Below are 22,645 nucleotides of genomic sequence, written 5' to 3'. Positions count from 1 at the left end.
AAAGGATATGCGAGAGTCGCTCGCTCATTTATTTTATGTCGAACCATCACGAATGAAAGACTAAAAAGAAGAGGTCTAGAATCACTACTAGACCACTATCAAACCGTTCATATTTAGAGATAAAATAGAACCGCCGTATACGGAACCGTACGTACGGTGGTGTGAGAGGACGATGATTAAATTAATTAATTATCTCCTACTCGATTAGATTTCAGTTGGTTGAGCGATTTCTAATGCTTTAACCTCTAAGTTTTGACGACGGTTATCTAAAGGGTTTTTATTAATGTGATGAACACGGAACCCTGGTTGACAGTTTGTTAAATAAGTATCTAGGTAAACACGTCCTGCTTCTGTATGAGCAATGGCATAAGGTTGACCATTTGCTTTCTTCTGACAAACCCATGTATATTTTTCATTTACGACTTGATCCAGGTCTTCAGCAGAAATTAATGCTTTATTGACTAAGTTTCCATAGCGGTCCTTTAAATGAATGGCAATGACCTGATTCTCTAAAACCTCATAATCGTTGATTTGACGACGATTATATATTTCTAGGTTCGATTTTCGATTATCTAATAAATCACCGTTTAAATGACGGATTGGTGCGTTAGGACTTGTTCCTAAGACGGTTGATTGTAGGGTAGGTTTAATATAACGTTTTTTACCTTTTTGAATAACTTCTGTACTGGTTTGAATGATATAGTTATTAAAGTCTTTATTCCATTGGGCATGCCACGTTCCTAATGCTTTAACTTTTTCAAGATCTTCTAAATCAAATTGAGCCGTAAAGGCTTTTCCTTTTTTGTTGAAAACTGTTAATTTAACCACATCATTATCGATTTCATATTGATTGTTATTTTGCGTCATCCTGATGATCACCTCTATTGTATATTCTTTCTAATCCATTAGGTCATTATAACAAAAGATGTTAGATATTTCTATGGTTAAACGATAAATATCAACATCAGACAAGAATATGTATAAAAGCATATGCAAAAATAAAGTTCATGAATAAATTATAGTGTAGTTGAAATTAACATGTTCAAAGGAGCTGAAGAAATATGCGTAATAGAAATAATAATAATATAAATACTACTAATTTTGACCCTGATTCAATCTTTAATTTTGATAATGACGATGATAATTGTGGATGTAGAAGACGAAATCGTCGTCATCCTGATGATCGAGAACATGATCGAGAACGTCGCCATCCTGATGATCGAGAACGTCGTGATCGTCCAATCATTACAAGTGGAGATGTTTTAGCAACTGGAAATGTATTTGCAACAGGGAATGTTTACCGTGTAGGTAACTCAACTAATTCTACAATTAGTAATCAGAACTTGACTTCAAATACTTCAAATACATCAAGTACATCAGGTATATCAAGTACGCGAAGTACGACTGGAACATCTATGATGCGCGGTGGATGTTGCTGTCGCAGTCGCAGTGCTTATCAACAAGGTTTTAGAGATGGATGTCGTCAAGGTTATCAACAAGGTTTTAGAGATGGGTACCGCCAAGGATCAAACAATGGATGCTGTTTTGGAAACAGTCGATTCACAGCAAATAATTCAACTACAAATAACAACATGAACAATGATGATGATTTCTTTTTATTCTAGACATTAATTAATTCATAAAAATGAGTTATATCTAAGCTGTTGTTATGACAAGTTAGATATAACTTTTTTAATAATAGGATTTGACTAAAGTCATGTGAACTCGTGTGATGTGAATAGTTAGGATCATTCAATGATGATAAACTAAATAAGGGGAGTTATTGTTAATGATAGCGTGTTTTTTATAAGTGACTGAATCAAGCTTGTGTGCCTATGTTCCAACAGTCAGATAAGGAGGTAGCTGCATCGCAAGTTAGTGGCTATTAGATAGTGCTCATTATGAAATATTGGTCTTGTTGCTAGCGGATTTAGTTTGAGTATTTTCTAGAATTCATAGTGTCTATAGGCCAAACTATATCCATTATTTTTATAAATGAATAAGTTATACTGTAGTTGAAATTACAACGAACAAAGGGGACAACGAAATGTATAATAATTATAATATTACAACTAAATATCTTGATTGTGATGAAAGTTTTAGTTTTGAACAAAACAACGACTGGGAATATGCTGAAGAAGACGATGATGAAAGAAAATATGATGCTAAAGAGGCACGTCATAAAGACTCTGACAGAAAAGAACGTTGTAAAAAACAGCGAGATAAAAAAGAAGATGAGAAAGAACGAGGAAGAGGTAAAAAACCGCCTCTAAAACCTCATGAACGTCCAATCATGACAGATAAAGAAGTATTAGCAACCGGAAATGTATTAGCAACAGGGTCTGTTTATCAATTATCTGGTAATAGGGGAATGGCTGCTTCACAAGCGAGTACAAATACAGCATCGATGTATAACGCTTCTGATGAATGGATGGGAAGTTATACGTCTTCATCAACAACCTCTTCTCAATCTGCTAATCAAGAATACAGTAATCAAGGATCTAGTAACTGTCAATGGGGTCAAAATTGCTGTTGTTGTGCTCGCCGTGCTTATCAACAAGGGTTACGTGAAGGTTATCGTCGCGGATGGTGCGCTTGTCGTCGTCAAAATTGCTGCAAATGTTGCGGTAGAAACAACACGTTTGGAAATGACTTCTGATTTTAATTGATTAAAACAATGACAAAAAAGGTGTAGAATCAGCATTCTACACCTTTTTTTCAATCTATTCTTAAATCAGAAATTATTTATTTTCTAAAGCTTGTTCGATTAATGGTAAGTAAGAACCAACTTTAATTGATACACCAGAAACTGCATCAGTGTGTCCATCTTCATCAGTTAAGTTTACTTTTGATAAATCAAAGTTGTTTGCAACGATGAAGTCTTCTAATAAGTCCATTTGCTCATGCCAAGCTAATTCTCCACCCATGTCATAAGTTCCTTCTTCAGAAGCGGCACGTTTAGAAGATCCGTCTTCTTGAATCATATCGATGTTTAAGTTAACAGCTTTTCCATTATCATAAACGATTTCGATGATATTAGTTCCTTTTTCACCTTCGATTTCTGTTGTTTTCACACCAGAGAATTCAAAGTCAGTATTACCTTGTGCAACAGCATCGATCAATTCTTGTACTAATTGTACATAAGTTCCAACTTTAATTGATACTCCTGTTACTGAATCTGTATGTCCAGCATCATCAGTGATGTTGATTTTTGTTGTGTCAAAGTTATTATCTGCTAAAGCTTTTTCTAATTCTACGATTTGTGCATCCCATTGTAATGCACCTTCTTCTGTGCTCATTACGTATTCACCACTAGCAGCTAATTCTTTTTTAGATTGCCCATCCATTAATACGTCGATATCAACTGATGTAGGTTTTCCGTTTTCAAATTCCATGACGATTGAAACAACATCAGTTTTTGCTCCAGTTGGATCATATAAACGTTCGTAAGTTAATGCTCCTGTGTATCCTTCAGTTGTCTCTGAAGGAGATTCTGATTGAGTTGTTTGTGGTTGTTCTTGTTCTTGTGGTGTCTCATTTGAGCAAGCCCCTAAGAATAAGACAGCTGAAGCTAATGCGATTAAAAGTTTACCTTTTAACATGTGTTTATACCCCCTACGTTTAATTTTGTATCTCAAAGACAAGCTATATTCTAGCAATAAAGGAACAATAAAGTAAGTCCTTTTTGTGTTTTTTTTAACAAAGAACATAAAAAAAACATAAAAAATGTTGAAAACTAGTATGGAATTGGCTGTAGATGGTATAAAATGCAAAAAAAATATGGATATATTGTATAAGTCGTGAATTTTATAGTAATAGATAACGTTTTATGGCATATTCGCCATATTGAACTAAATATTGAATGGGGATGCACCGATTAGCTCGGTTAACACTTATCATTCAGTGATGGGGATTAAGATAAGAGGATTGAAAATAAGCACAGGAATGACATGAAAATTTATGATTTAATTTTCGAAATGAGACGAATGTCTTATTGGTGAGATGAATTATGTGATTTAGTAAAACGTCTGATTTATTTAAAGAGACGAATCAAGTTATTGTAAGAGAGAAAATCCAGACAGTGATTAGGGATTGGCTAACAGCAAGTTCAACCTTATTTATAGGATTAAATATTAATTTCTTTTATAATGTAACGAACGATTAGTTTGTGGCAGTGCTTACGTCCCTTTCACCTAAAACAAAAATGAGAGATTATACCAATAAAGTGATAACATGGAATCGATTACAGTTAGGAAGGATTAGATAGTGCTTATGACCTATGATAAAATGGTGCTGTAACTAACAAAAGCTAAGAGGGGATGAAGTTAATGACAGGAGCAGAACGTAAATGGTGGAAAGAAGGCGTAGGATATCAAATCTATCCAAAAAGCTTTTGTGATAGCAATGGAGATGGAATTGGTGATTTAAAAGGGATTATTAGTAAACTAGATTATTTGGCTTATTTAGGAATCAATATTATTTGGTTATGTCCTGTTTATCAGTCACCAATGGATGATAATGGATATGATGTGTCGGATTATTATCAAATTGCTCAAGAATTTGGAACCATCGAGGAGTTTAAACAATTATTAGAAGAAGCTAAAAAACGTGACATTAAAATTGTGATGGATTTAGTATTAAATCATACCAGTGATGAACATCCATGGTTTGTTGAGGCAAGAAAATCAGTTGATAGTCCTTATCGTGACTACTATATTTGGCAAAAAGGAAAAGTCGATGAATTTGGAAATGAAACAGAGCCAACGAACTGGGCTTCATTTTTCACACCGTCTTGCTGGGAAAAAGATGAGGCGACAAATGAATATTATATGCATATTTTTTCAAGAAAAATGCCTGATTTAAACTGGGAAAACGAAAAAATGCGTAAAGATTTATATAAAATGGTGAAATGGTGGCTTGAATTAGGAATTGATGGATTCCGCGTTGATGCGGTAGCGCATCTTGATCGCGATTTAACGTTTACTGATTCAACATTAGAAAGTGATGGCCGATATAAACCAGATTGGTCAAAATTTTCAAATCTTCCAAAGGTTCATGATTACTTAAAAGAGTTAAATCAAGAAGTGTTCTCAAATTATGATATGTTTACTGTTGGTGAAGTAGGTGGAGGAGCAAGTGTAGACGATGCTTTATTATATGCATCGACTTCATCTAATGAGTTAGATATGGTATTTACGTTTGATCACTGTTGGTTAAATAATGGGTTTAATTCGTTAAGTGAAACATGGAGTAATCAAACCGATTTAATCGAACTTAAGAAAGTATTTAAAAAATGGCAATTAGGTTTATATAATAAGGCATGGAATCCACTTTATTGGTTAAATCATGATCATCCACGTGTCATGTCACAATACGGTAGCCCGATTCATTATCATAAAGAATCTGGAAAAATGTTAGCGACAAGTTTATTTATGATGTGGGGAACGCCATTTATTTATAATGGTGAAGAAATTGGGATGACAAATGCTAATTATGAAAATTTTGAAGATTATCGTGATGTTTCAGTTCTTGAAAGTATTGACCTCTTATTGCAAGCAGGACATCCAAAAGAATTAGTTAAACGTCATATTGCCGTAACGGCACGTGATAATGCAAGAACACCAATGCAGTGGAGTAATGAAGAAAATGCCGGATTTAGTACGGCAACACCATGGATTAAAGTAAATCCGAATTATCAAACGATTAATGTTCAAGATCAAATCAATGACGAAGATTCAATTTTACAACATTACCGTAAATTAATTGAATTAAGACGTTTTAGTTCTTATAAAGATGTCATTGTTTACGGTGAGTATACACAATTAAGTGAGAACCATCCGAATGTTTATGCTTATTTAAGAACATCAAATGATCAACAATTATTAGTTGTCTCAAACTTCTTTGAGAAACCTGCGATTATTTGTTTACCTAAATTTACAGCTAAACAAATTATTTTATCAAATTACAAAGATTCATCGATGCAGTTATCTTGTTTAACTCTAAGACCATTTGAATCGATTATTTTTGAACTAGAGAAATAAATTAATTGAATCTTAGTGTCCGGCATGAAACTACTGTTGAATCAGTTTCATGCCGGATTTTTTTAGAGAAGAAATAGGGTTCATTGCCTTCGTTAGGAGGTGTTACTGAAAGTTAAACACAGGATTCAATTTCAAAAATAGAAAACGGTTGCATTTATGCTACTCAATCTCTAAATTATTTGGTAAAATAGACCCATCATAAGATAAAGGGGGAGTAGAGATGGTGAAACAAAATATTAAGTTAAAAGAGATGACCATGAAAAAACGATGCAGTTATTTTTGGGATTATTATCGATATCATGTGATTGGGGCTTGTTTAATTCTTGTATTGATGGGAACTGTTATAAGGGAGGTAGCTAACCAGTCAACTATTTTGCTAAATGTCGTGATTTCAGAAATGATCAATGAAAGGACGGATGTAACGGAGTTAGAACAGCAGTTAACTCAACTAGTTAAGTCTGAAGCAGAAGAGAACGAAACGATTCGCATTTATACTTATCCTTTTAATAATATCGAAAGTAGTTCTAGTGATTTAACCCAAGTCTATTTAGAGAAGTTTGTTGCTCAAGTGGCTATTAGTGAACTGGATGTGTTTATCTTGGAGGAGAATGATTTCTCATATTTTTACGAACAAGGACTTTTTAAACCACTGGATGAACTGTTACAAGAAGTAGAGGGAATCGATTCAAGTGATTATCTTTTAGCAGAGGATGACCATGTTTATGCCATTCGATTAGAGGGAAATAAGTTATTAGAGGCCAAAGGAATAGAGACAAAAAATAAAGTTGTGACGGTCTTGAGTAATTCGTTAAGACAAGAGGAGAGTGCGGACTTGATTTTAGGTCTTTTAAATAAATCATTCAAATAGCTATTGTCTTAGCTATTTTCCATTGATAAAATTAAACTAAGCTAGATGAATAAAGGAGAACGTTGTGAAAGTCGCTATTCAACTAATGATTTTGATGGCTTGTTTTATAATCGTGCTAAAACAGTACCGAAGACAGCCTCAGATGTATTTGTTAGTCACATTAATAAATTTAGGTTTATTAGGTTTAACTAAAAGTATGCTACCTTGGATTGAAACGAAAGGGTTACGCTATGGGTGTGTGATTATTGCATTGATTGGTTGTGTATGGAGTTATTATCTGATTCAAAAACAAGAAAAAAAATAAAAAAAGACCTTAAGACCTTGCAGAAGTGGCCAGGGATGATGAGGTCTTTTTTTGTTTGAGTGGAATGAGACAAAGGAAAAGTCAAATTTTTTTCTATTTCATATAGTATCGTGGGGGAAGGGTTCACCCCCGTACCGTTCTATGGATAGATAGCTAAATCACAGATATTGCTTCTGGCTTTTATTTGTCTCACTTGACGTAGTAAACTTAACTAGAAGAATAAAATTCATCAATCCCTCAGGAGATGAGTTGAAATGAAACAACTATTAGATTAGTTAAAGTGGCGTGTCAGAAATTATGGATTTTAGCTAAGTTTATTTTCATTAATTCCACTGATGGTTCAAGTATGTGGAATCGAGTTAATTCCCAATTATGATCTATTCGGTCACATTATTTTAAGAATTTTAGTCTTATATGGAAATCATTTGAAATAAAAAGTTGAGGATCTTTTATTAGAGTCTAAATCTACTAATGAAGATTCTAATAAGTATTTAAAACAGGAATAAAAGATGTGGTAACGTCAAAAAAGACGTTACCCCTTTTGTTAACCATATGAGGAAGAGTTTTTAGTCGCTTCTTTTTTCATGAATAAAGTTGTTAAATCTACGATTCATCGGGCGATTACATATATTTCAAACCTAAAGACGAATAAGATACAGTAGAGCAAGGATTGTAGTTATTTTAAAGTAGGATAAGAACTTAGGAAATCTCTAATTCGAGGTGAAGAAAATGGTTAATCGAGGCAAAGATGGGTGGAATAAAGGTATGTTACAAAGAGAAACAAAGTCTTCCTCAAGTACGCGTAACCACAAAAAAACACCTCTTCAACAATTTGACGTCGCGGCTTTCTTTGAAGAAAATTTATTCGATATCATTGACTTAGAAGAAAATCGTTCAGGTGTTAAAGAGTTTGAAGATGCTGTGAAGAAAGAAGAATAATCGAATGGATTTACCCCGACTTGTTCAAAGTAAAGATATCCATCGAGGGAAAATCTTCTATGTCGCATTACCGTATACGCAGGGAAGACCGTTTCGGTTTGTCGAGAAAGATGGACAGCATGAAGACTTATATCGAATCATCGAACGACCAGATGGATTTGAAGGAGTCTCAGAACCTGAAACCGGAAAACGTCGTTCAGAAAGTCTTGAAGTGGTGACAGGAATTAAGTTACGCCCATGCATTATTATTCAAAAAGATCAGTATAACCATAATGAAAAGTATCCATTTGTCGTCGTTCTACCGATCGCGACATTAACGAAAGAACATAAGCAGCGCCCTATTTTTAAACGACTCATTGAACATAATGATTTGGATCAGTTCTACTATCTTGGAAATGACTGTTACATTACCGTGAATGATCCAAAGCGTGTTTATAAAAATACGTTATTTTATGTAGAGGGGCGATTAAAAATTGAAGAAAGCGACATTGATATGGATGAATTAATGATGCGCTTTGCTGAGTGCTTAGCTGTCAAAAAAATACGTTCAGAATAAGTAAAGGATACGTAAGGAGGAATGAGCTCACATTCCTCTTTTTATTTTTCGCTCTGTTAGACCATGTTATTGAGGTTTTAAAACGTTGATAGCGTTGCCTTTTAAAGAAAATTAAAATTTCTATTGGATTAGACAAATAGACGTTATCTTATATCGGAATAGTTTCATTTATCAAAGTTTTATTTTTAGAGGAAGGATGAAATGAGATGTTAGAAGTCCTTTTAATAAAGGTTGAGAAGGCGAGCTATTATCCTATTTTTTATCATAGAAATGGTGGCCCTTTTCTTATGAGCATATTAAAAAGATGGAACGATTTAGTGATTTATTTGGTGGTAGTTCATGGGGGGGTGCAATAATCATGCTAGTCTAAGGTGTCATATTGTACAAAATAAGAGGATAGGTTATAGTTAGTATCTTAGGATCTATGCCCCAAAAGGTGATGACTATAATCGGTTCAAAATGAATGAGGTGATGGCGGTAGATTGATCTCATGTCATTCAGTTAGATTAAACGAGAATAAAATATCGAATATTATGTTAAAGCTATTTGTTTTCAATCAAGAGTATGGTAAATTAGTTATGCTAGATGAAGCTTTTAATCGTAGATTGGTTAGATGACCAGATTGAATTTGGTATTAATTATATATTGATTCAAAGAATGAGTTGATTTCTCTCATCACAAGAGAATTAATATCAGTGATTCTTTGATGGGGAATAACATCTAACATAGCTTTTGTTTTTAAATCAGAAGCTATTTATATCTAGCAAAATCCGGCCTTTATTAGAAAGTGTGGAAGGATAGGTAGTTGATAATAGAAGGGTATCGAACAAGTATGACAACAAAGAGAAATTTAAGAAGAAATGACATTAAACAATTAATTGAAAAAGTAAAAACATTAAGTCCATTTGAATTAAAAGATGAATTTATTAAAATGGCACAAAAATCAAAACAGGTGAGTAATCATCAGATTTTAAATGCAGGACGTGGAAATCCCAATTGGACGGCGGCTACACCACGCCAAGCCTTTTTTACCTTAGGTCAGTTTGCTGTTGAAGAAACGCAGTTAACATGGTGTGAGGGGGATTTGGCGGGAATGCCACAGCAAGAAGGAGCCTATGAGCGCTTTTTAGCCTATGTTCAAACGCATAAAGAAGCCCCAGGTATTGATTTATTGCGTGCCATTGTGGAATATGGAATTGAAGAACATCAGTTTAATCCAGATGCTTGGGTCTTTGAATTAGTGGATGGAATCATTGGTGATAATTATCCAGTTCCTGATCGAATGCTGATTAAAATTGAACAAGTGGTTAAAGATTATTTAATAAAAGAAATGGGTGGAGATGTTAAAACGTCGACGCATGATTTATTTGCTGTTGAAGGTGGAACAGCGGCGATGTGCTGTATTTTTGATTCACTAAAAGCCAATTATCTTTTAAAACCAAAAGATAAAATTGCGTTATTTGTGCCTATTTTTACTCCATATGTTGAAATTGCAAATTTACCATCCAATGAGTTCGAGATTGTTATGATTCATGCATCTGAGGTAAATGAAGATGGGATACCAACGTGGCAATATCCAAAAGAGGAATTAGATAAATTAAAAGATACAAGTATTAAATTAGCTTGTGTGGTCAATCCAAGTAATCCACCAGCAGTTGCGATGAGTGAAGCATCAATGGCTTATTTAAATGAAATTGTCACAACCTATCATCCTAATTTAATGATTATTACAGATGATGTATATGGGACATTCTGTGATGGGTTTAAATCATTAATGGTAACGATGCCATACAATACATTAGGTGTCTACTCTTATTCTAAATATTTTGGGGTGACAGGATGGCGCTTAGGTGTCATTGCGTTAGCTAAAGAGAATGTTTATAACGACTTGATGGCAAAGTTACCAGCCGAAGAAAAACAAATCTTACACCACCGTTATGAAGCTTTAACAACAACACCTCATGCCATTCCGTTTATTGATCGCATTGTGGCAGATAGTCGTCAGGTTGCTTTAAATCACACGGCTGGATTATCGACGCCACAACAAGTACAGATGGCCATTTTCTCAGTCTTTGCGATTCTTGATGAAGAAAATCGTTATAAAGAACAAACAAAAGCTATTTGTCGTCGTCGTGAGCAATTAGTTTACAATGAGTTAAAAGGTTATCCGTATCTTGAGAACCAATTGAATACGGCTTATTACAATAAATATGATTTATTAGTTTGGGCAAAATTAAAATACGGGGCATCATTCGCCACTTATTTAGAAAATGAACGAAGTGTTTTAGAATTTTTATTTGATCTTTCACATCGCTATGGCATTGTTCTTTTAAATGGAAGTGGATTTGAAGGTCCAGCGTGGTCTATTCGTGTATCATTAGCTAACTTAAACGAGCAAGATTATCAACAAATTGGTCAAGCCATTAATGAACTATTTGATGAATATGCTAAAGATTGGCGTCTACATCAAAAAGCGTTTGCGTAGTTTTTAAACTGATAAATGAATCAAAACCTCCCTCATCTAGCGTAGATGTGGGAGGTTTTTACATAAATCTAAGGGAAAGGTATGATAAACTAAGAAAATCATTGTATAATAAATTTATCGAATAATCAGGAGGTTAACATGATGTCAAAAGTTAAAACAAATGCCATACGCATACTAGATAAACATAAAATTAGTTATGAACTCATGACGTATGAAGCGGGGGAGGCTATTGATGGGGTTTCAGTTGCAAATAAAATAGGACGTGATCCAGAAGAAGTTTTTAAAACGCTGGTGACACGAGGAAATAGTAAAGAGATTTATGTTTTTGTCATCCCAGTCGCTAAAGAATTAGATTTAAAAAAAGCAGCTAAAGTGGTGAAAGAGAAAAAAATTGAGATGATTGCAGTCAGTGAGATTAATAAATTAACTGGATATATTCGAGGTGGGTGCTCACCAGTTGGAATGAAGAAAAATTATCAAACGATCATTCATGAAAGTGCAAAAGACCTTTCTTCATTTATTGTGAGTGGAGGAAAGATTGGATTACAGATGGAACTCAATCCACAAGATTTATCAAAGGTTATTTCAGTCGTGTTTGATTCAGTTGTTGTGGAGGAATCATAGGATGTGGTGGTTTGTTTGGATTGGCATGAATGTAGTGGGCTATACGTTAATGGGAATTGATAAACGACGTGCTATTCAGGGAAAGTGGCGAATCAGTGAAAAAGCATTATTTACATGCGCCGCTTGTTTTGGAAGTTTTGGAGTGTACGCGGGCATGCAGCAATTTCGGCATAAAACGAAACACTGGTCTTTTAAAATCGGCATTCCTTGTTTGATGGTCATTCAACTCTTATTGGTTAGCTATGGCTTTCAAATGATGAAATGACAAAAAATGTAGTATAGACGATATCGTTTTTTATAGATGTAAGAAATAAGGCGATGGTATGAGATAGAAGCTTATTTTTAAAACGGACGGGATGAAGCTAGGTCAACACCGACCTACTTTTTTTACATGAGGAAGTCGAATAGAGGGATAGGAAATGAAAACAGCAATCACCTGGTGGAAGAATTGCAGGGATGAGACAGCCCTATTTCCATCAACCGATCTTTGTTATTCACAAGAAACGTTAAATGAGATCATAAGTCTAAGATGCAGGTGGCCGTTTACGCCATTGGAGATTTAGCGATTGAGACTGCTTTAAATTTATTGGATCACTTCAATGTCATTAAGATTATTGATATGGAATTGGCCGTTGTCAAATCACGAGGATGGGTGATTAGAACGATTGGTAAAGCTGAATATATTCACTTATACTCAACTGGTTTTCTTAGATTTTAATATACCAATGATTAATCGTCGTATGGATAAGGGGGATTTTAAGCATTATACGCCTTTAAAATAATGTTGAATAAAGGGATTTATATTTCCCTTGGAACGGATGGTGGGGTTGAATATGTCTTAATTTATATTGTGCGATCATACGTCAAGATTTATCGGGACAACTAGAATCAGGTGGAATATAAAAGAAGCTTTAACACTTAAAGAGTGTGTAAAAGGTTCGTTAAACGTTGGAAAGTTTGTGGACTTTATTGTTTTAAATCAAGATATCTTTGAATTGGAGCCGATCGATTGATTAAAAACTGAAGTGTGACAAACATTTGTGAATGAATGTTGTGTTTATGAGGCGAGTTAAAGTAGAAAACATCAAATTTTAATTCATTTTGGCTATTACTTTGGAAATCATCACCTCAGAACTCATGTGAGAGTTTTATGCTGCATATAGTTAAGTAAGGCACATAAAGGAGTGTGAGGAGATGATTAAAGACTTAGACAAGATTCATCATCAACGAAATGGATTTGTTCGTGTCGGATTATTAATTGAATATCTTGATCAACTAGCGGAGTTAAAAAAGTTAGAGATGGGAACTTATGAAGCAGGTGATGGAGCATTAGTCAGATATGTCGTGGCAGCAAAAGGTTGGAATCATGCTGGATCCTATATTCAATTATTATATATCCCAAGGCCATATGGTAAGAGATATCGGTTTTTACTTGGGAAAGTAGAAGATCCGATTGATTATTATGAACAATTTGACTGTTACTTAACAGATGCTATTCCGATGACAGAAACTTTAATTGAATATATCGTCAATCAGAGTGAACAACTTTAATCATTTTGATGGGGGAGGACATGATTTATAAAGAGGGTGTGCTGTTTTACGATTGAAACACCTGGGATTTGTCCGAATTGGGGGAAGTTAAAAAGAGTTAAAATCAATGAGTTTATTATCTCAAGAGTTAGAAGTTCCTCAAATTTATTATGAATTAGAGTCATGTGAAGTCAGAGCAAATGATGTTTCGCCGCTTGAATTAAAGATCTTAGAACCCTATGATGTCTTAGAAATAGACCTATCGGGTAGCCGCCAAATGCAGAATCGTTTTGATTAATGGAAGGTTAAAATGCTGCACGTTATGAACAATTCGTTAAGCTAGAGGTAGCGGGTATTATTTGATTTAGTAGGAATGTCATTGATGACTCCAACTTAACAGATAGGGAGGTTCAAGAATTAAATCAAGTGTATTAGTCTGACGAATCAATTTGTCATTACGTTAGAATTTCTGGTTCTACTCGTAGAGGAGATTAATCCATACTTAAGAATGATTAAATAAAAAAGATAGAATCCTATCTTTTTCTGATTGACAAAATTTATGATTTGTCAATTAGAATTCACTTCGGTAAAATAGGGAATAGATGAGGTTGGAAGAAGTAAAGGAGAAAGAGATGCACTGGATTTATATTGTAGAGTGTTCAGATGGAACGTACTATACGGGGTATACACGAAATGTTGAGAAACGGATTAAAGAGCATAATGAATCTAAAAAAGGAGCAAAGTATACTCGATGCCGTCGTCCCGTTGTCTTAAGATATGCAGAAAGTTTTGAAAGTCGTCAAGCAGCTTGTCGACGTGAATATGAGATTAAGCAATTATCACGTGTGAAAAAAGAAGAGTTAAGCAAAAAGAAAGCTTAAGTTTATATGGTGAAGCATATTGACATTCTCAAACTATTCTTCTATACTTAAATTAGTAATCATTATTATTATAATATTGGTATATACTATAATTGGGTATTAAAATGTAGAATAGGTGGTTTAGATGAAATATTCAAAACAACGAGAAATGATTTATAATTGTATTAAGGATAACCCGATGCATTTAACTGCCGATGCCATTTATGAAATGTTAAAGAAAGATAATCCGAACTTAAGTTTAGGGACTGTTTATCGTAATTTATCGCAGCTTGCGGATCATGATATGATTAGAAAAGTCAGTATTCCTGGCTATCCTGATCGCTTCGATGGAACCTTAGAAGATCACTTCCACTTTTTATGTTTAGAGTGTGGAGAAGTTCAAGATTTATTCATTCAAGAATTATATGGAATCGGATCAGTTGTGGAACAATCAACAGGTGCCGACATCTCAAAATGTGAAATGGCATTTAAAGGTGTTTGTCCAAAATGTAAATCAAAACACGTTAACTAAAAAAATCCGTTTAGATAATATCTAAACGGATTTTTTTAAGTTTCAAGCTCCTATTCTTGTGGGGAATGGACAAATGTTTTACGGTAGAATATAATAAAGCAAATGACTGTTGTTAAGGCTGCAATAATATCAGCGACGGGTTCAGCCATGAAGACTAAGTCTAATGGGGCCATAAATGCTTTTAGTGTCGCTGGTAAAATGAAGATTAATGGAACTAATAGGATCATCTTACGAAGTAAGGCAAGTACTAATGAGATTTTAGCTTGTCCTAATGCTAAAAATGTTTGTTGGCAAGCAACTTGTACACCAAAAACGAATATTCCAGCGAAGAAAATACGAAGACTACGAGAGGTGATGGCCACCAATTCTGGTTTATCATTAAAGATATTAACGAAGACTTCTGGAACGAGCAGGATGCCCAACCACATCGTAGTTGTATAAATCAAGCAAACAATTAGCAACAGGATAAAGGTTTTTTTGACGCGATCGAACTGTTGCGCTCCGTAGTTGTAACTAATGATCGGTTGAGCTCCTGAGGTTAATCCCATTAAGGGTAATAAAATAATTTGATTCACACTACTGATAATCGTCATGGCACTAACTGCTAAATCTCCCCCATAGTGTGCTAATTGATTATTTAATGAAATTAATACAATACTTTCTGTTGCTTGCATAATAAATGGTGAAACTCCAAGGGCCATGATAGGTAAGACCACTTTTGGTTCAGGGATTAAGAACTCTTTTCTAATCTTTAATGTACTTTTCTTACCGAATAAGAAGCGAATGACCCAAATGGCTGAAATAAATTGAGCGGTAATCGTTGCAAATGCAGCTCCTTTAACCCCTAAATGGAGTCCAAAAATGAAGATGGGATCAAGAATAATATTAACCACTGCTCCAACCATTACGGTCATCATCCCGATTTTAGCAAAGCCCTGTGTATTAATGAAAGGGTTCATTCCAATAGCGATTTGAACAAATAATGTTCCTAGAATATAAATACCTAAATAATCATTGGCATAAACTAAGGTTTGGCTACTAGCGCCAAATGCTAATAATAAAGGCTCTTTAAAGATTAGTAAGCTCATCATTAATAAAATTGAAAGGATAACTAGCATAGAGAGTGCATTGCTCATAATTTTTTCTGCCCCATCATGATCTTGTTCTCCCATTTTTATGGCTGCGAGTGGGGCACCTCCCATTCCGATTAAAGCACTGGTTGCTGAGATTAGCATGATAATTGGGAAGGCTACGCCAATACCTGCCATTGCTAAATCTCCTTCTGGTAATCGGCCAATAAAAATTCGGTCTACGATATTATATAAAACATTGACTAACTGGGCGATAATAGCGGGAGTAGCCAATTTGAAAAGGAGTTTTCCAATAGAATCTCTCCCTAAATCTGTTGTTTGTGTAGACATCATATTCCTCCTATAGAAAATAAAATTACTTTTCTCATCAAATAATGATACTATATTTTGACGTAAGGGGAAATATGAAATGGAAAAAAATAAGTTAGCTTTATTGGTTATTAGAATGAATCAAAGGAGTGTGTTGGATAAATGGCATGAGAAAGAGAAGCTCAAGCTAGACCTTGTTTCTTATTGGATTTAATAAATCATCAAGATGAGACGATGATTATGAAGCAAATCAATGATAGAATAGATGAGAAGCTTATGAGTGGGAGGTCTCAAATGAAAAAACAAAGAAAATGGTTGTTATTTACAGTGGGGGGCATTGTGACGACGATTGCTGGGTATACCGTGTATCGCTTTAGTAAACGTCCCGCCAATACACCTGAAAAATTTCTCAAGTCAGAACACTTTTCTCGAAAGGTTGTAGCTTGTTTAGGGGATAGTCATACTCAAGGAACGATGGCTCATAACTTTGTAAATGATTTAGCCGTTCAGATGGGGGATAAAGGATATGATTTTATTAATGCAGGAGTGAATGGGGATTTAGTTTATAATGCGTTACACCGTGTGGAAGATGTTATTGAATGTGAACCAGATTATATTATTATTTTAATTGGAACGAACGATATTTTAGCTCGTTTAAGTAAGTCAAACGAAATTCATTTTGAAATCAAAAAACAGTTACCACAGAAACCGACCGAATCATGGTTTATTCAAAATCTGAGACAGTTAATTAGCTTACTTAAGTTACACACGAATGCTAAAATTGCGATTTTATCTTTGCCGTTGATTAGCGAAGATAGTGATTCAGTTGCTTTTAAAGCGGCTGTTGAGTATAGTAAACAAATTCACGCCGTAGCGCAAGAAACTAACATCACCTATTTACCACTAAACGAGCGTCAGCTCGAATATTATGAAACCCATCGCCCGACTAAACAGAAACGAGTGGTTCGTTCTCCTTTCGCTTATTTTATCCCATCTTTTAAGCATTATGTTATGAAAAAATCCTGGGAGGAAATCTCACAGGAAGCGGGATTAAGTTTAACAATTGACACCGTCCATCAAAATAAAATGGCAGCTCAAATGATTGAACAATTAGTTCGTGGATTTTTAGAAAAAGAAATGAATGATTAAAAACTCCTCCTAAGAGGAGCTTTTTTTGTTCTATTTTTTAGTTAATCCGCATAGGGTTGATTGTAAAACAAAAAGAAAGAAGGTGTCGGTCATTAAACGTTTGGCAAATGAAGCAGAATCAGCTAATATCGTCGTTACAAATTTAAAAACAGGATTAAAACAGCAAGAAGTCGAATCTTTAAGAACCCAATACGGTGCTAATGAATTTACAAAGCCAAAAGAACGTGGCCTATTATTTGAGTTACTTGATGTTTTTAAGGAACCACTCATGGTGATTTTATTTATTGCCAGTGGAATGAGCTTTTTAGTAGGAGAGTATCAGGATGGAATAGGGATTTGTATGGCTGTGCTACTCGGAATTATTATCGGACGCGTCACAGAGGGAAGATCAAAAAAAGCCGCTGAATCATTAGCTAAAATGACAGACGACGTTTTAGTTAAAGTGTTACGAGATGGACGAAAACAGATGGTACACAAAACCGAAATCGTGCCTAATGATTTAGTTTATCTAGAAACAGGAGATATGGTTCCAGCAGATGGCGTCATTTTAGAGGCGACAGAATTAAAGTTGCGGGAGGATATGTTAACAGGTGAAGCTGATCAGGTCACAAAAGAAAAAGAACATATTGTTTACGGCGGAACACTCGTTGGAAATGGATATGGCCTAATGCAGGTGACTAAAATTGGGGATGCCACAGAAATGGGAGTAATTGCAAAAGATTTAAATCAAGAAGAACAAATGACGCCACTCCAGTTAAAATTAGGAAAACTTGGACAGCGAATTTCTTCGATTTCTTCTGCAGTTGCAGCGATGCTCTTTATTTACATGATTATTCAAATCTTTAAAGGTAGTCAAATTCAGTTGAAATTCTCTAGCTGGGATGCTTTCGTTCATTCTTTACACGATGTTAACATGGTATTCCCAAGTATTAAAACGGCTTTTGTTGTTTGTGTCGGATTGATTGTCGCTGCCGTACCAGAAGGGTTACCAACCATGGTTAATATCACGCTTGCTATGACAATGGCTAAAATGGCCAAAATTAATGTCTTAATTCGCAAGAAAGAAGCATGTGAAACAATAGGGTCTGTTAGTGTGATTTGTAGCGATAAAACAGGGACATTGACTGAGAATAAAATGAAAGTTGGAAAAGTTTTTGTGGATGGCCATGAAACTTTATTTAAAGAGGTAAATGAACATCCGATTTTAGTTGAAAACTGTTTAGTTAACAGTTCGGCTGATGTTGAATTTAATGGAACTCATCAAAATTACATTGGGAATCCAACTGAGGGTGCGATTATCTCGATGATTAACAATCCAAGTTATCAACAAGTTCGAGAATCGGCACAGATTGTGTATCAAATTCCATTTACTTCATCGAACAAATATATGTTAACGGTCACTAAGCGACCAACTGGGTATCTCATCTTATCTAAAGGTGCCCCAGAAGTCATTTTAAAACAATGTAAAAATGAGATCGTTGATGGAAAAGTTCGTCCATTAACAAAAGTTCGTGAACAAGCCATTTTAGATAAAATGAAAGAATTACAATCAAATGCTATGCGAATTATTGCCTTTGCTTATCAAGAAACGACAAAAAAAGAAGATTTTATGGATAAAAATCATTGGAGTGCGCAATTTACGTTTCATGGATTTGTTGGGATTAATGATCCGTTACGCGAGGGCGTTAAAGAATCTATTGAATGTGCACGTCAGGCACGAATCGAAACAAAAATTTTGACAGGGGATAATATCCATACAGCCATCGCCATTGGAAATGAACTAGGGATTTTAACACCTGATAAACGTGCGGTTGAAGCGAGTTATATTGATGGCTTAACCGATACTGAATTGAGAAAAGAAATTAAAAATATTGCGATTGTGGCACGTTCAATGCCAAATACCAAAATGCGAATTGTTGCTGCGCTTCAAAAAAATGGAGAAGTCGTAGCCGTTACAGGAGATGGGATTAATGATGCCCCAGCTTTAACGAAAGCAGATGTTGGAATTGCCATGGGGATTGCTGGAACTGAAGTGAGTCGTAATGCAGCAGATATTATCTTAACAGATGATAGTTTTAATACGATTGTTGAGGCAATTAAGTGGGGAAGAGGGATTTATAATAACTTCCAACGTTACTTGCAATTTACGTTAACAGTTAATGTCATTGCTTTTTTACTTACGATCATCACTCAATTAATGGACAAACCGCTGCCATTTACAACGATACATTTATTATGGGTAAATATTATCATGGATGGTCCACCTGCGTTAGCTCTAGGAATGGAACCTGTCCGACAAACGGTAATGAGACGTAAGCCAACATCAAAAAATGCAAATATTATTAACCGCTTTATGATTCATACCATTGTGATTAATAGTTTATTTATGATTATTGTGTTATTAGGTCAATTACAATTTAACTTCCTTGGAGCGGATTTAAATCATGTGACCAGTGGTGCAAGTGAAGGGCAAACAGTTATTTTTAGTCTGTTTGTTAGCTTAGTTCTGTTTAATGCCTTAAACTGTCGAGAATTTGGACTAGTTAGTATCTTTATGAATTTCTTTAAAAATAAAATTGCTCTTCTCATTTTAGCGCTAACATTTGGAATCCAGGTGATTGTGACACAAGTAGCAGGAGATTTCTTCCACACAGTTCCATTAAGTGGAGTGATGTGGTTAAAGATTATCGGAGTTGGTTCAACCGTCGTTTTATTTAATGAAGTGTTTAAATGGATTTTACGTTTAATTAATCAATCACGTAAGAGAGCACGTCGTGCAAAAAAACATGACGTTGTGGTTTCAAATTAGAATTAATCTAACTCTTTAAACAAGCAAAAAAGGATATCGAGCAGATATCCTTTTTTCTTTGAAAGATATACAAGTTGTACTTAGGTGACAAGATTTATTTCAAGTATACATTAATAAATCTATTTCTCCCTATTCATTAAGTAGTAATGATCATTTGATCAAACATAAAGAACTTTTTAGCTACCAAAGAAGGTGATAGGGGAAATCACTATTGAAAAGTAACGGATTGATGAAGAGGGTAGACGATATTGTCAACTTCTAAATATAGTTCATATTGTCCAAGTAATCCCTCTGCATTGACATATTTAGTAATGCTTAGACGATCAGCATTTGTCACCTGATCAGGATTGAATAAATCAACACACATGGCCGTATAAGCAGTCGTTGTAATTCTGATGTCATAGACACGTTGATCACCGAGTTTATTTAAAATAAGTTTGACTTTTTGTCCTTCTTTGAAATTTCCAGTTAATATTAAACGATCGGACTCTTGCGTGAGTTTAATTTGATACTCCTCACCTAATTCATTTTTATTAAAACGTAACCCCTTGACTTTAATCGGTAAGGTTTTGGTTTCTCCAAGTGTTCCGACGCGTTTTCCAGGTGTTAGTGAATAGTTATTTGAATCAGTGTAAAGGCTTAACTTAGATGCACGATAAAAATGACTGGGTAAATCGAGTTCAAAAATGCGCTCACCATCTAAAACTTCAACGGTTTGGCTAGATAAATTGGCATTTTCATAGAAGAAAGCCGGCTGATTTAAAGCTTCCCCATTGATGGATCCGATACCACCAGAATGAATTAAGTAATGGTTTGCACCTAAGTAATCAATTTCTGAGATATAGGGAGAATAGAATGAGCTTCCTCTCTCTTTTCCATATTCAAAGACTTGTTCAATCGTCATATTGTTAGTGTCTAGGTGATAAATCACGCCTCGTGAATAGTTATTATTTGGATTGACATAATTATAAGGATTCTTTGAACGATTGTTTCCGTTATCAAAAATCGCAAGATCTCCACTTGGGAAGATTTTTGCAGAATGTTGTGACCATTGCCATTCAAAATTTTCGCCAATAGGAGTAAAGAAATAGTGTTGCATTTCTTCAGGCCAACCTGTTGAATCCCCAACAATCCAGTTTAAATCACCTGTTTTGTAATCAATACTGATGACAGCATCTTGGTGGCGTCCTGATAAAATAATGGCTTGATTTGCTTCATCAAAATCAACGGAGTTATTATGGAACCAATCATGCTCAGTCCAATTTTCACTTTTTGCTGCCTCAGTGGGGAGAATAGATGTTAAGTCCCAAGATTTGATGACTTGTCCTGTTGTACGATCAAGTTCCACAACATAATCTTCTACCGTCATGCGATCTGGATTATTACCAGCGATTAATAGGTTTCCATTTGGAAGTTCGATAGCATCATGGTGATATCCTGCTTCAAGGACGTACTCTACGTAGACTTTACCGAGTAAATCCATTTCCATTAGACCGGTCATATAATAAGGTGGGGCCATCGTTCGATCAGAGCTGAGTAAGAGATTTCCGTTTTCTAGACGTTTGACGTCCCAAACATTTTTACTAGTTAAATACCATCTGACATCGCCATTGATATCATATGCAGCTGTATAGCCTTGAGAGGATGGAGTCACGAAATAGAGGTCATTTTCTAACCTAGATTTATCCGCATAGACAGATGAAGGAAGTGCTAAGTCGTTAGGGAGTGGATCCGTTTGGATTTCAATTGTTTGTGTACGACCATCACTTAAAGTGAGTGTGATTTGATTTAAGCTATCAGCATAAAGTCCATAAACAGGAATTAGGTGTGAGGTAGCTTGACCAAACTCATGCGTGAAGGTTGATTGTTCATCTTTTCCTGCAACTGTTATCGTTACAGACGTCTCTTTTTCAGTTGAAAAGGCAATTAAAGCTGATAAAGGAGCATTCCCGTAAGGATTCAGAATGACAAAAGGTTGTTCTAGAGTATACGTTCCATTTGTGATCGTTTCGCTTAAGGTAGAATCAATCTCTTGTTGAGAAGTTAAGGTATCTTGAACGATTTCAACAGAAGGGGAATTAGAGTGATATAAAAACAGAACGAGTATTGCTATGATTAGACAAATGCAGCCTAGTAAGTATTGTCGATAACTTTTTTTCATAAAAGTCTCCTTTCTAAAAGATTGTAAAATCCTTCTTATAGTATCATATAAATAATAATAAAAATTAGTAAATTTTAAGCAAAATTATGTTTTTTTTCAAAAAAGGGGAGATTTTAATAAAATAATGTAATTTTCATATATTTTTACATCAATAAGCCCATATAACATACTCAGTTTAGGAAGATTTATAAATGATTAGAGAACGATAGATTATTACAATTTATGTCTATCTTTCTTACTCATTTTTTAAACATCGAATTTATGGAAGAATGTGCTTTTAATGAACAATGGTTTTTGAGATTTGGGATGGCTGCTTTGTTTGTGATTAGCGTTTATCAGATGTTCAGTAGCCTAGTGAAAGATGAAGATTAAGGTTCTATAATATTT

The 22,645-nt window shown here is 34.8% G+C and carries 21 protein-coding genes; 17 read left to right on the top strand and 4 right to left on the bottom strand.

What is annotated here, in order from left to right:
- Positions 1–204: 204 nt before the first annotated feature.
- Positions 205–867 (bottom strand): hypothetical protein, encoded by a 663-nt coding sequence (locus tag NEH74_RS10785; protein WP_055305858.1) that lies wholly within the window; start codon positions 865–867, stop codon positions 205–207.
- Between the two features lie 194 nt (positions 868–1,061).
- On the opposite strand from NEH74_RS10785, the gene NEH74_RS10780 reads away from it, so the two are divergent.
- Together NEH74_RS10780 and NEH74_RS10775 are read left to right on the top strand one after the other, a co-directional pair.
- The gene (locus NEH74_RS10780) at positions 1,062–1,625 is read left to right on the top strand and encodes a Yae1 family protein (RefSeq protein WP_055305857.1); all 564 of its coding nucleotides are present in this window, start codon (positions 1,062–1,064) and stop codon (positions 1,623–1,625) included.
- 422 nt (positions 1,626–2,047) lie between these two features.
- Positions 2,048–2,659, top strand: a complete 612-nt coding sequence (locus tag NEH74_RS10775; protein WP_055305856.1) for a hypothetical protein — start codon at positions 2,048–2,050, stop codon at positions 2,657–2,659.
- 82 nt (positions 2,660–2,741) lie between these two features.
- Here the strand turns inward: NEH74_RS10775 and NEH74_RS10770 are convergent, their stop codons facing one another.
- Entirely contained in the window at positions 2,742–3,602 is an 861-nt protein-coding gene (locus tag NEH74_RS10770) for a hypothetical protein (protein WP_055305855.1), read from the bottom strand.
- Between the two features lie 726 nt (positions 3,603–4,328).
- Between NEH74_RS10770 and NEH74_RS10765 the strand changes: the two genes are divergently transcribed.
- The 13 genes from NEH74_RS10765 to NEH74_RS10705 all read left to right on the top strand — a co-directional run bounded on the left by NEH74_RS10765 (position 4,329) and on the right by NEH74_RS10705 (position 14,739).
- The gene (locus NEH74_RS10765; protein ID WP_055243607.1) at positions 4,329–6,041 is read left to right on the top strand and encodes a glycoside hydrolase family 13 protein; all 1,713 of its coding nucleotides are present in this window, start codon (positions 4,329–4,331) and stop codon (positions 6,039–6,041) included.
- Positions 6,042–6,261: 220 nt separating this feature from the next.
- Complete coding sequence (locus NEH74_RS10760) at positions 6,262–6,909, top strand: hypothetical protein (RefSeq protein WP_055305854.1); 648 nt, start codon at positions 6,262–6,264, stop codon at positions 6,907–6,909.
- A 64-nt stretch (positions 6,910–6,973) separates the two neighbouring features.
- A complete protein-coding gene (locus tag NEH74_RS10755) occupies positions 6,974–7,213 on the top strand; it encodes a hypothetical protein (protein ID WP_055305853.1) in 240 nt (79 codons plus the stop codon).
- A 765-nt stretch (positions 7,214–7,978) separates the two neighbouring features.
- Positions 7,979–8,152, top strand: a complete 174-nt coding sequence (locus NEH74_RS10750) for a hypothetical protein (RefSeq protein ID WP_237252561.1) — start codon at positions 7,979–7,981, stop codon at positions 8,150–8,152.
- 4 nt (positions 8,153–8,156) lie between these two features.
- Entirely contained in the window at positions 8,157–8,708 is a 552-nt protein-coding gene (locus NEH74_RS10745) for a type II toxin-antitoxin system PemK/MazF family toxin (RefSeq protein ID WP_055243617.1), read from the top strand.
- 832 nt (positions 8,709–9,540) lie between these two features.
- Entirely contained in the window at positions 9,541–11,193 is a 1,653-nt protein-coding gene (aspD, locus tag NEH74_RS10740) for an aspartate 4-decarboxylase (protein WP_055305852.1), read from the top strand.
- A gap of 141 nt (positions 11,194–11,334) precedes the next feature.
- Positions 11,335–11,817 (top strand): Cys-tRNA(Pro) deacylase, encoded by a 483-nt coding sequence (gene ybaK / locus NEH74_RS10735; RefSeq protein ID WP_055305851.1) that lies wholly within the window; start codon positions 11,335–11,337, stop codon positions 11,815–11,817.
- Between the two features lies 1 nt (position 11,818).
- On the top strand, positions 11,819–12,082 hold the full coding sequence (locus tag NEH74_RS10730) for a DUF1294 domain-containing protein (protein WP_055305850.1): 264 nt from the start codon (positions 11,819–11,821) through the stop codon (positions 12,080–12,082).
- Between the two features lie 264 nt (positions 12,083–12,346).
- A complete protein-coding gene (locus NEH74_RS10725; protein WP_055305849.1) occupies positions 12,347–12,535 on the top strand; it encodes a hypothetical protein in 189 nt (62 codons plus the stop codon).
- A 476-nt stretch (positions 12,536–13,011) separates the two neighbouring features.
- The gene (locus tag NEH74_RS10720) at positions 13,012–13,368 is read left to right on the top strand and encodes a hypothetical protein (RefSeq protein ID WP_055305848.1); all 357 of its coding nucleotides are present in this window, start codon (positions 13,012–13,014) and stop codon (positions 13,366–13,368) included.
- A gap of 106 nt (positions 13,369–13,474) precedes the next feature.
- Positions 13,475–13,645 carry a hypothetical protein gene (locus tag NEH74_RS10715; RefSeq protein WP_156344118.1) on the top strand — a complete coding sequence of 57 codons (171 nt, stop codon included), beginning with the start codon at positions 13,475–13,477 and terminating at the stop codon, positions 13,643–13,645.
- A gap of 334 nt (positions 13,646–13,979) precedes the next feature.
- A complete protein-coding gene (locus tag NEH74_RS10710; protein ID WP_055305847.1) occupies positions 13,980–14,228 on the top strand; it encodes a GIY-YIG nuclease family protein in 249 nt (82 codons plus the stop codon).
- 124 nt (positions 14,229–14,352) lie between these two features.
- Entirely contained in the window at positions 14,353–14,739 is a 387-nt protein-coding gene (locus NEH74_RS10705; protein ID WP_055243631.1) for a Fur family transcriptional regulator, read from the top strand.
- 50 nt (positions 14,740–14,789) lie between these two features.
- Here NEH74_RS10705 and NEH74_RS10700 read toward each other — a convergent pair whose 3' ends face one another.
- Positions 14,790–16,160: an MATE family efflux transporter gene (locus NEH74_RS10700; RefSeq protein ID WP_055305846.1), complete on the bottom strand. Its 1,371-nt coding sequence runs from the start codon at positions 16,158–16,160 to the stop codon at positions 14,790–14,792.
- A gap of 273 nt (positions 16,161–16,433) precedes the next feature.
- On the opposite strand from NEH74_RS10700, the gene NEH74_RS10695 reads away from it, so the two are divergent.
- Together NEH74_RS10695 and NEH74_RS10690 are read left to right on the top strand one after the other, a co-directional pair.
- Complete coding sequence (locus NEH74_RS10695) at positions 16,434–17,288, top strand: SGNH/GDSL hydrolase family protein (RefSeq protein ID WP_055305845.1); 855 nt, start codon at positions 16,434–16,436, stop codon at positions 17,286–17,288.
- A 25-nt stretch (positions 17,289–17,313) separates the two neighbouring features.
- Positions 17,314–20,097: a calcium-translocating P-type ATPase, PMCA-type gene (locus tag NEH74_RS10690; RefSeq protein WP_082411208.1), complete on the top strand. Its 2,784-nt coding sequence runs from the start codon at positions 17,314–17,316 to the stop codon at positions 20,095–20,097.
- A 208-nt stretch (positions 20,098–20,305) separates the two neighbouring features.
- Here NEH74_RS10690 and NEH74_RS10685 read toward each other — a convergent pair whose 3' ends face one another.
- Positions 20,306–22,258: an aryl-sulfate sulfotransferase gene (locus NEH74_RS10685; protein WP_055275722.1), complete on the bottom strand. Its 1,953-nt coding sequence runs from the start codon at positions 22,256–22,258 to the stop codon at positions 20,306–20,308.
- Positions 22,259–22,645 lie beyond the last annotated feature (387 nt).

Source organism: Turicibacter sp. GALT-G1 (genome assembly GCF_025594995.1).
Lineage (GTDB): Bacteria > Bacillota_I > Bacilli_A > MOL361 > Turicibacteraceae > Turicibacter > Turicibacter bilis.
This window is presented reverse-complemented; position numbering and strand designations above follow the sequence as displayed.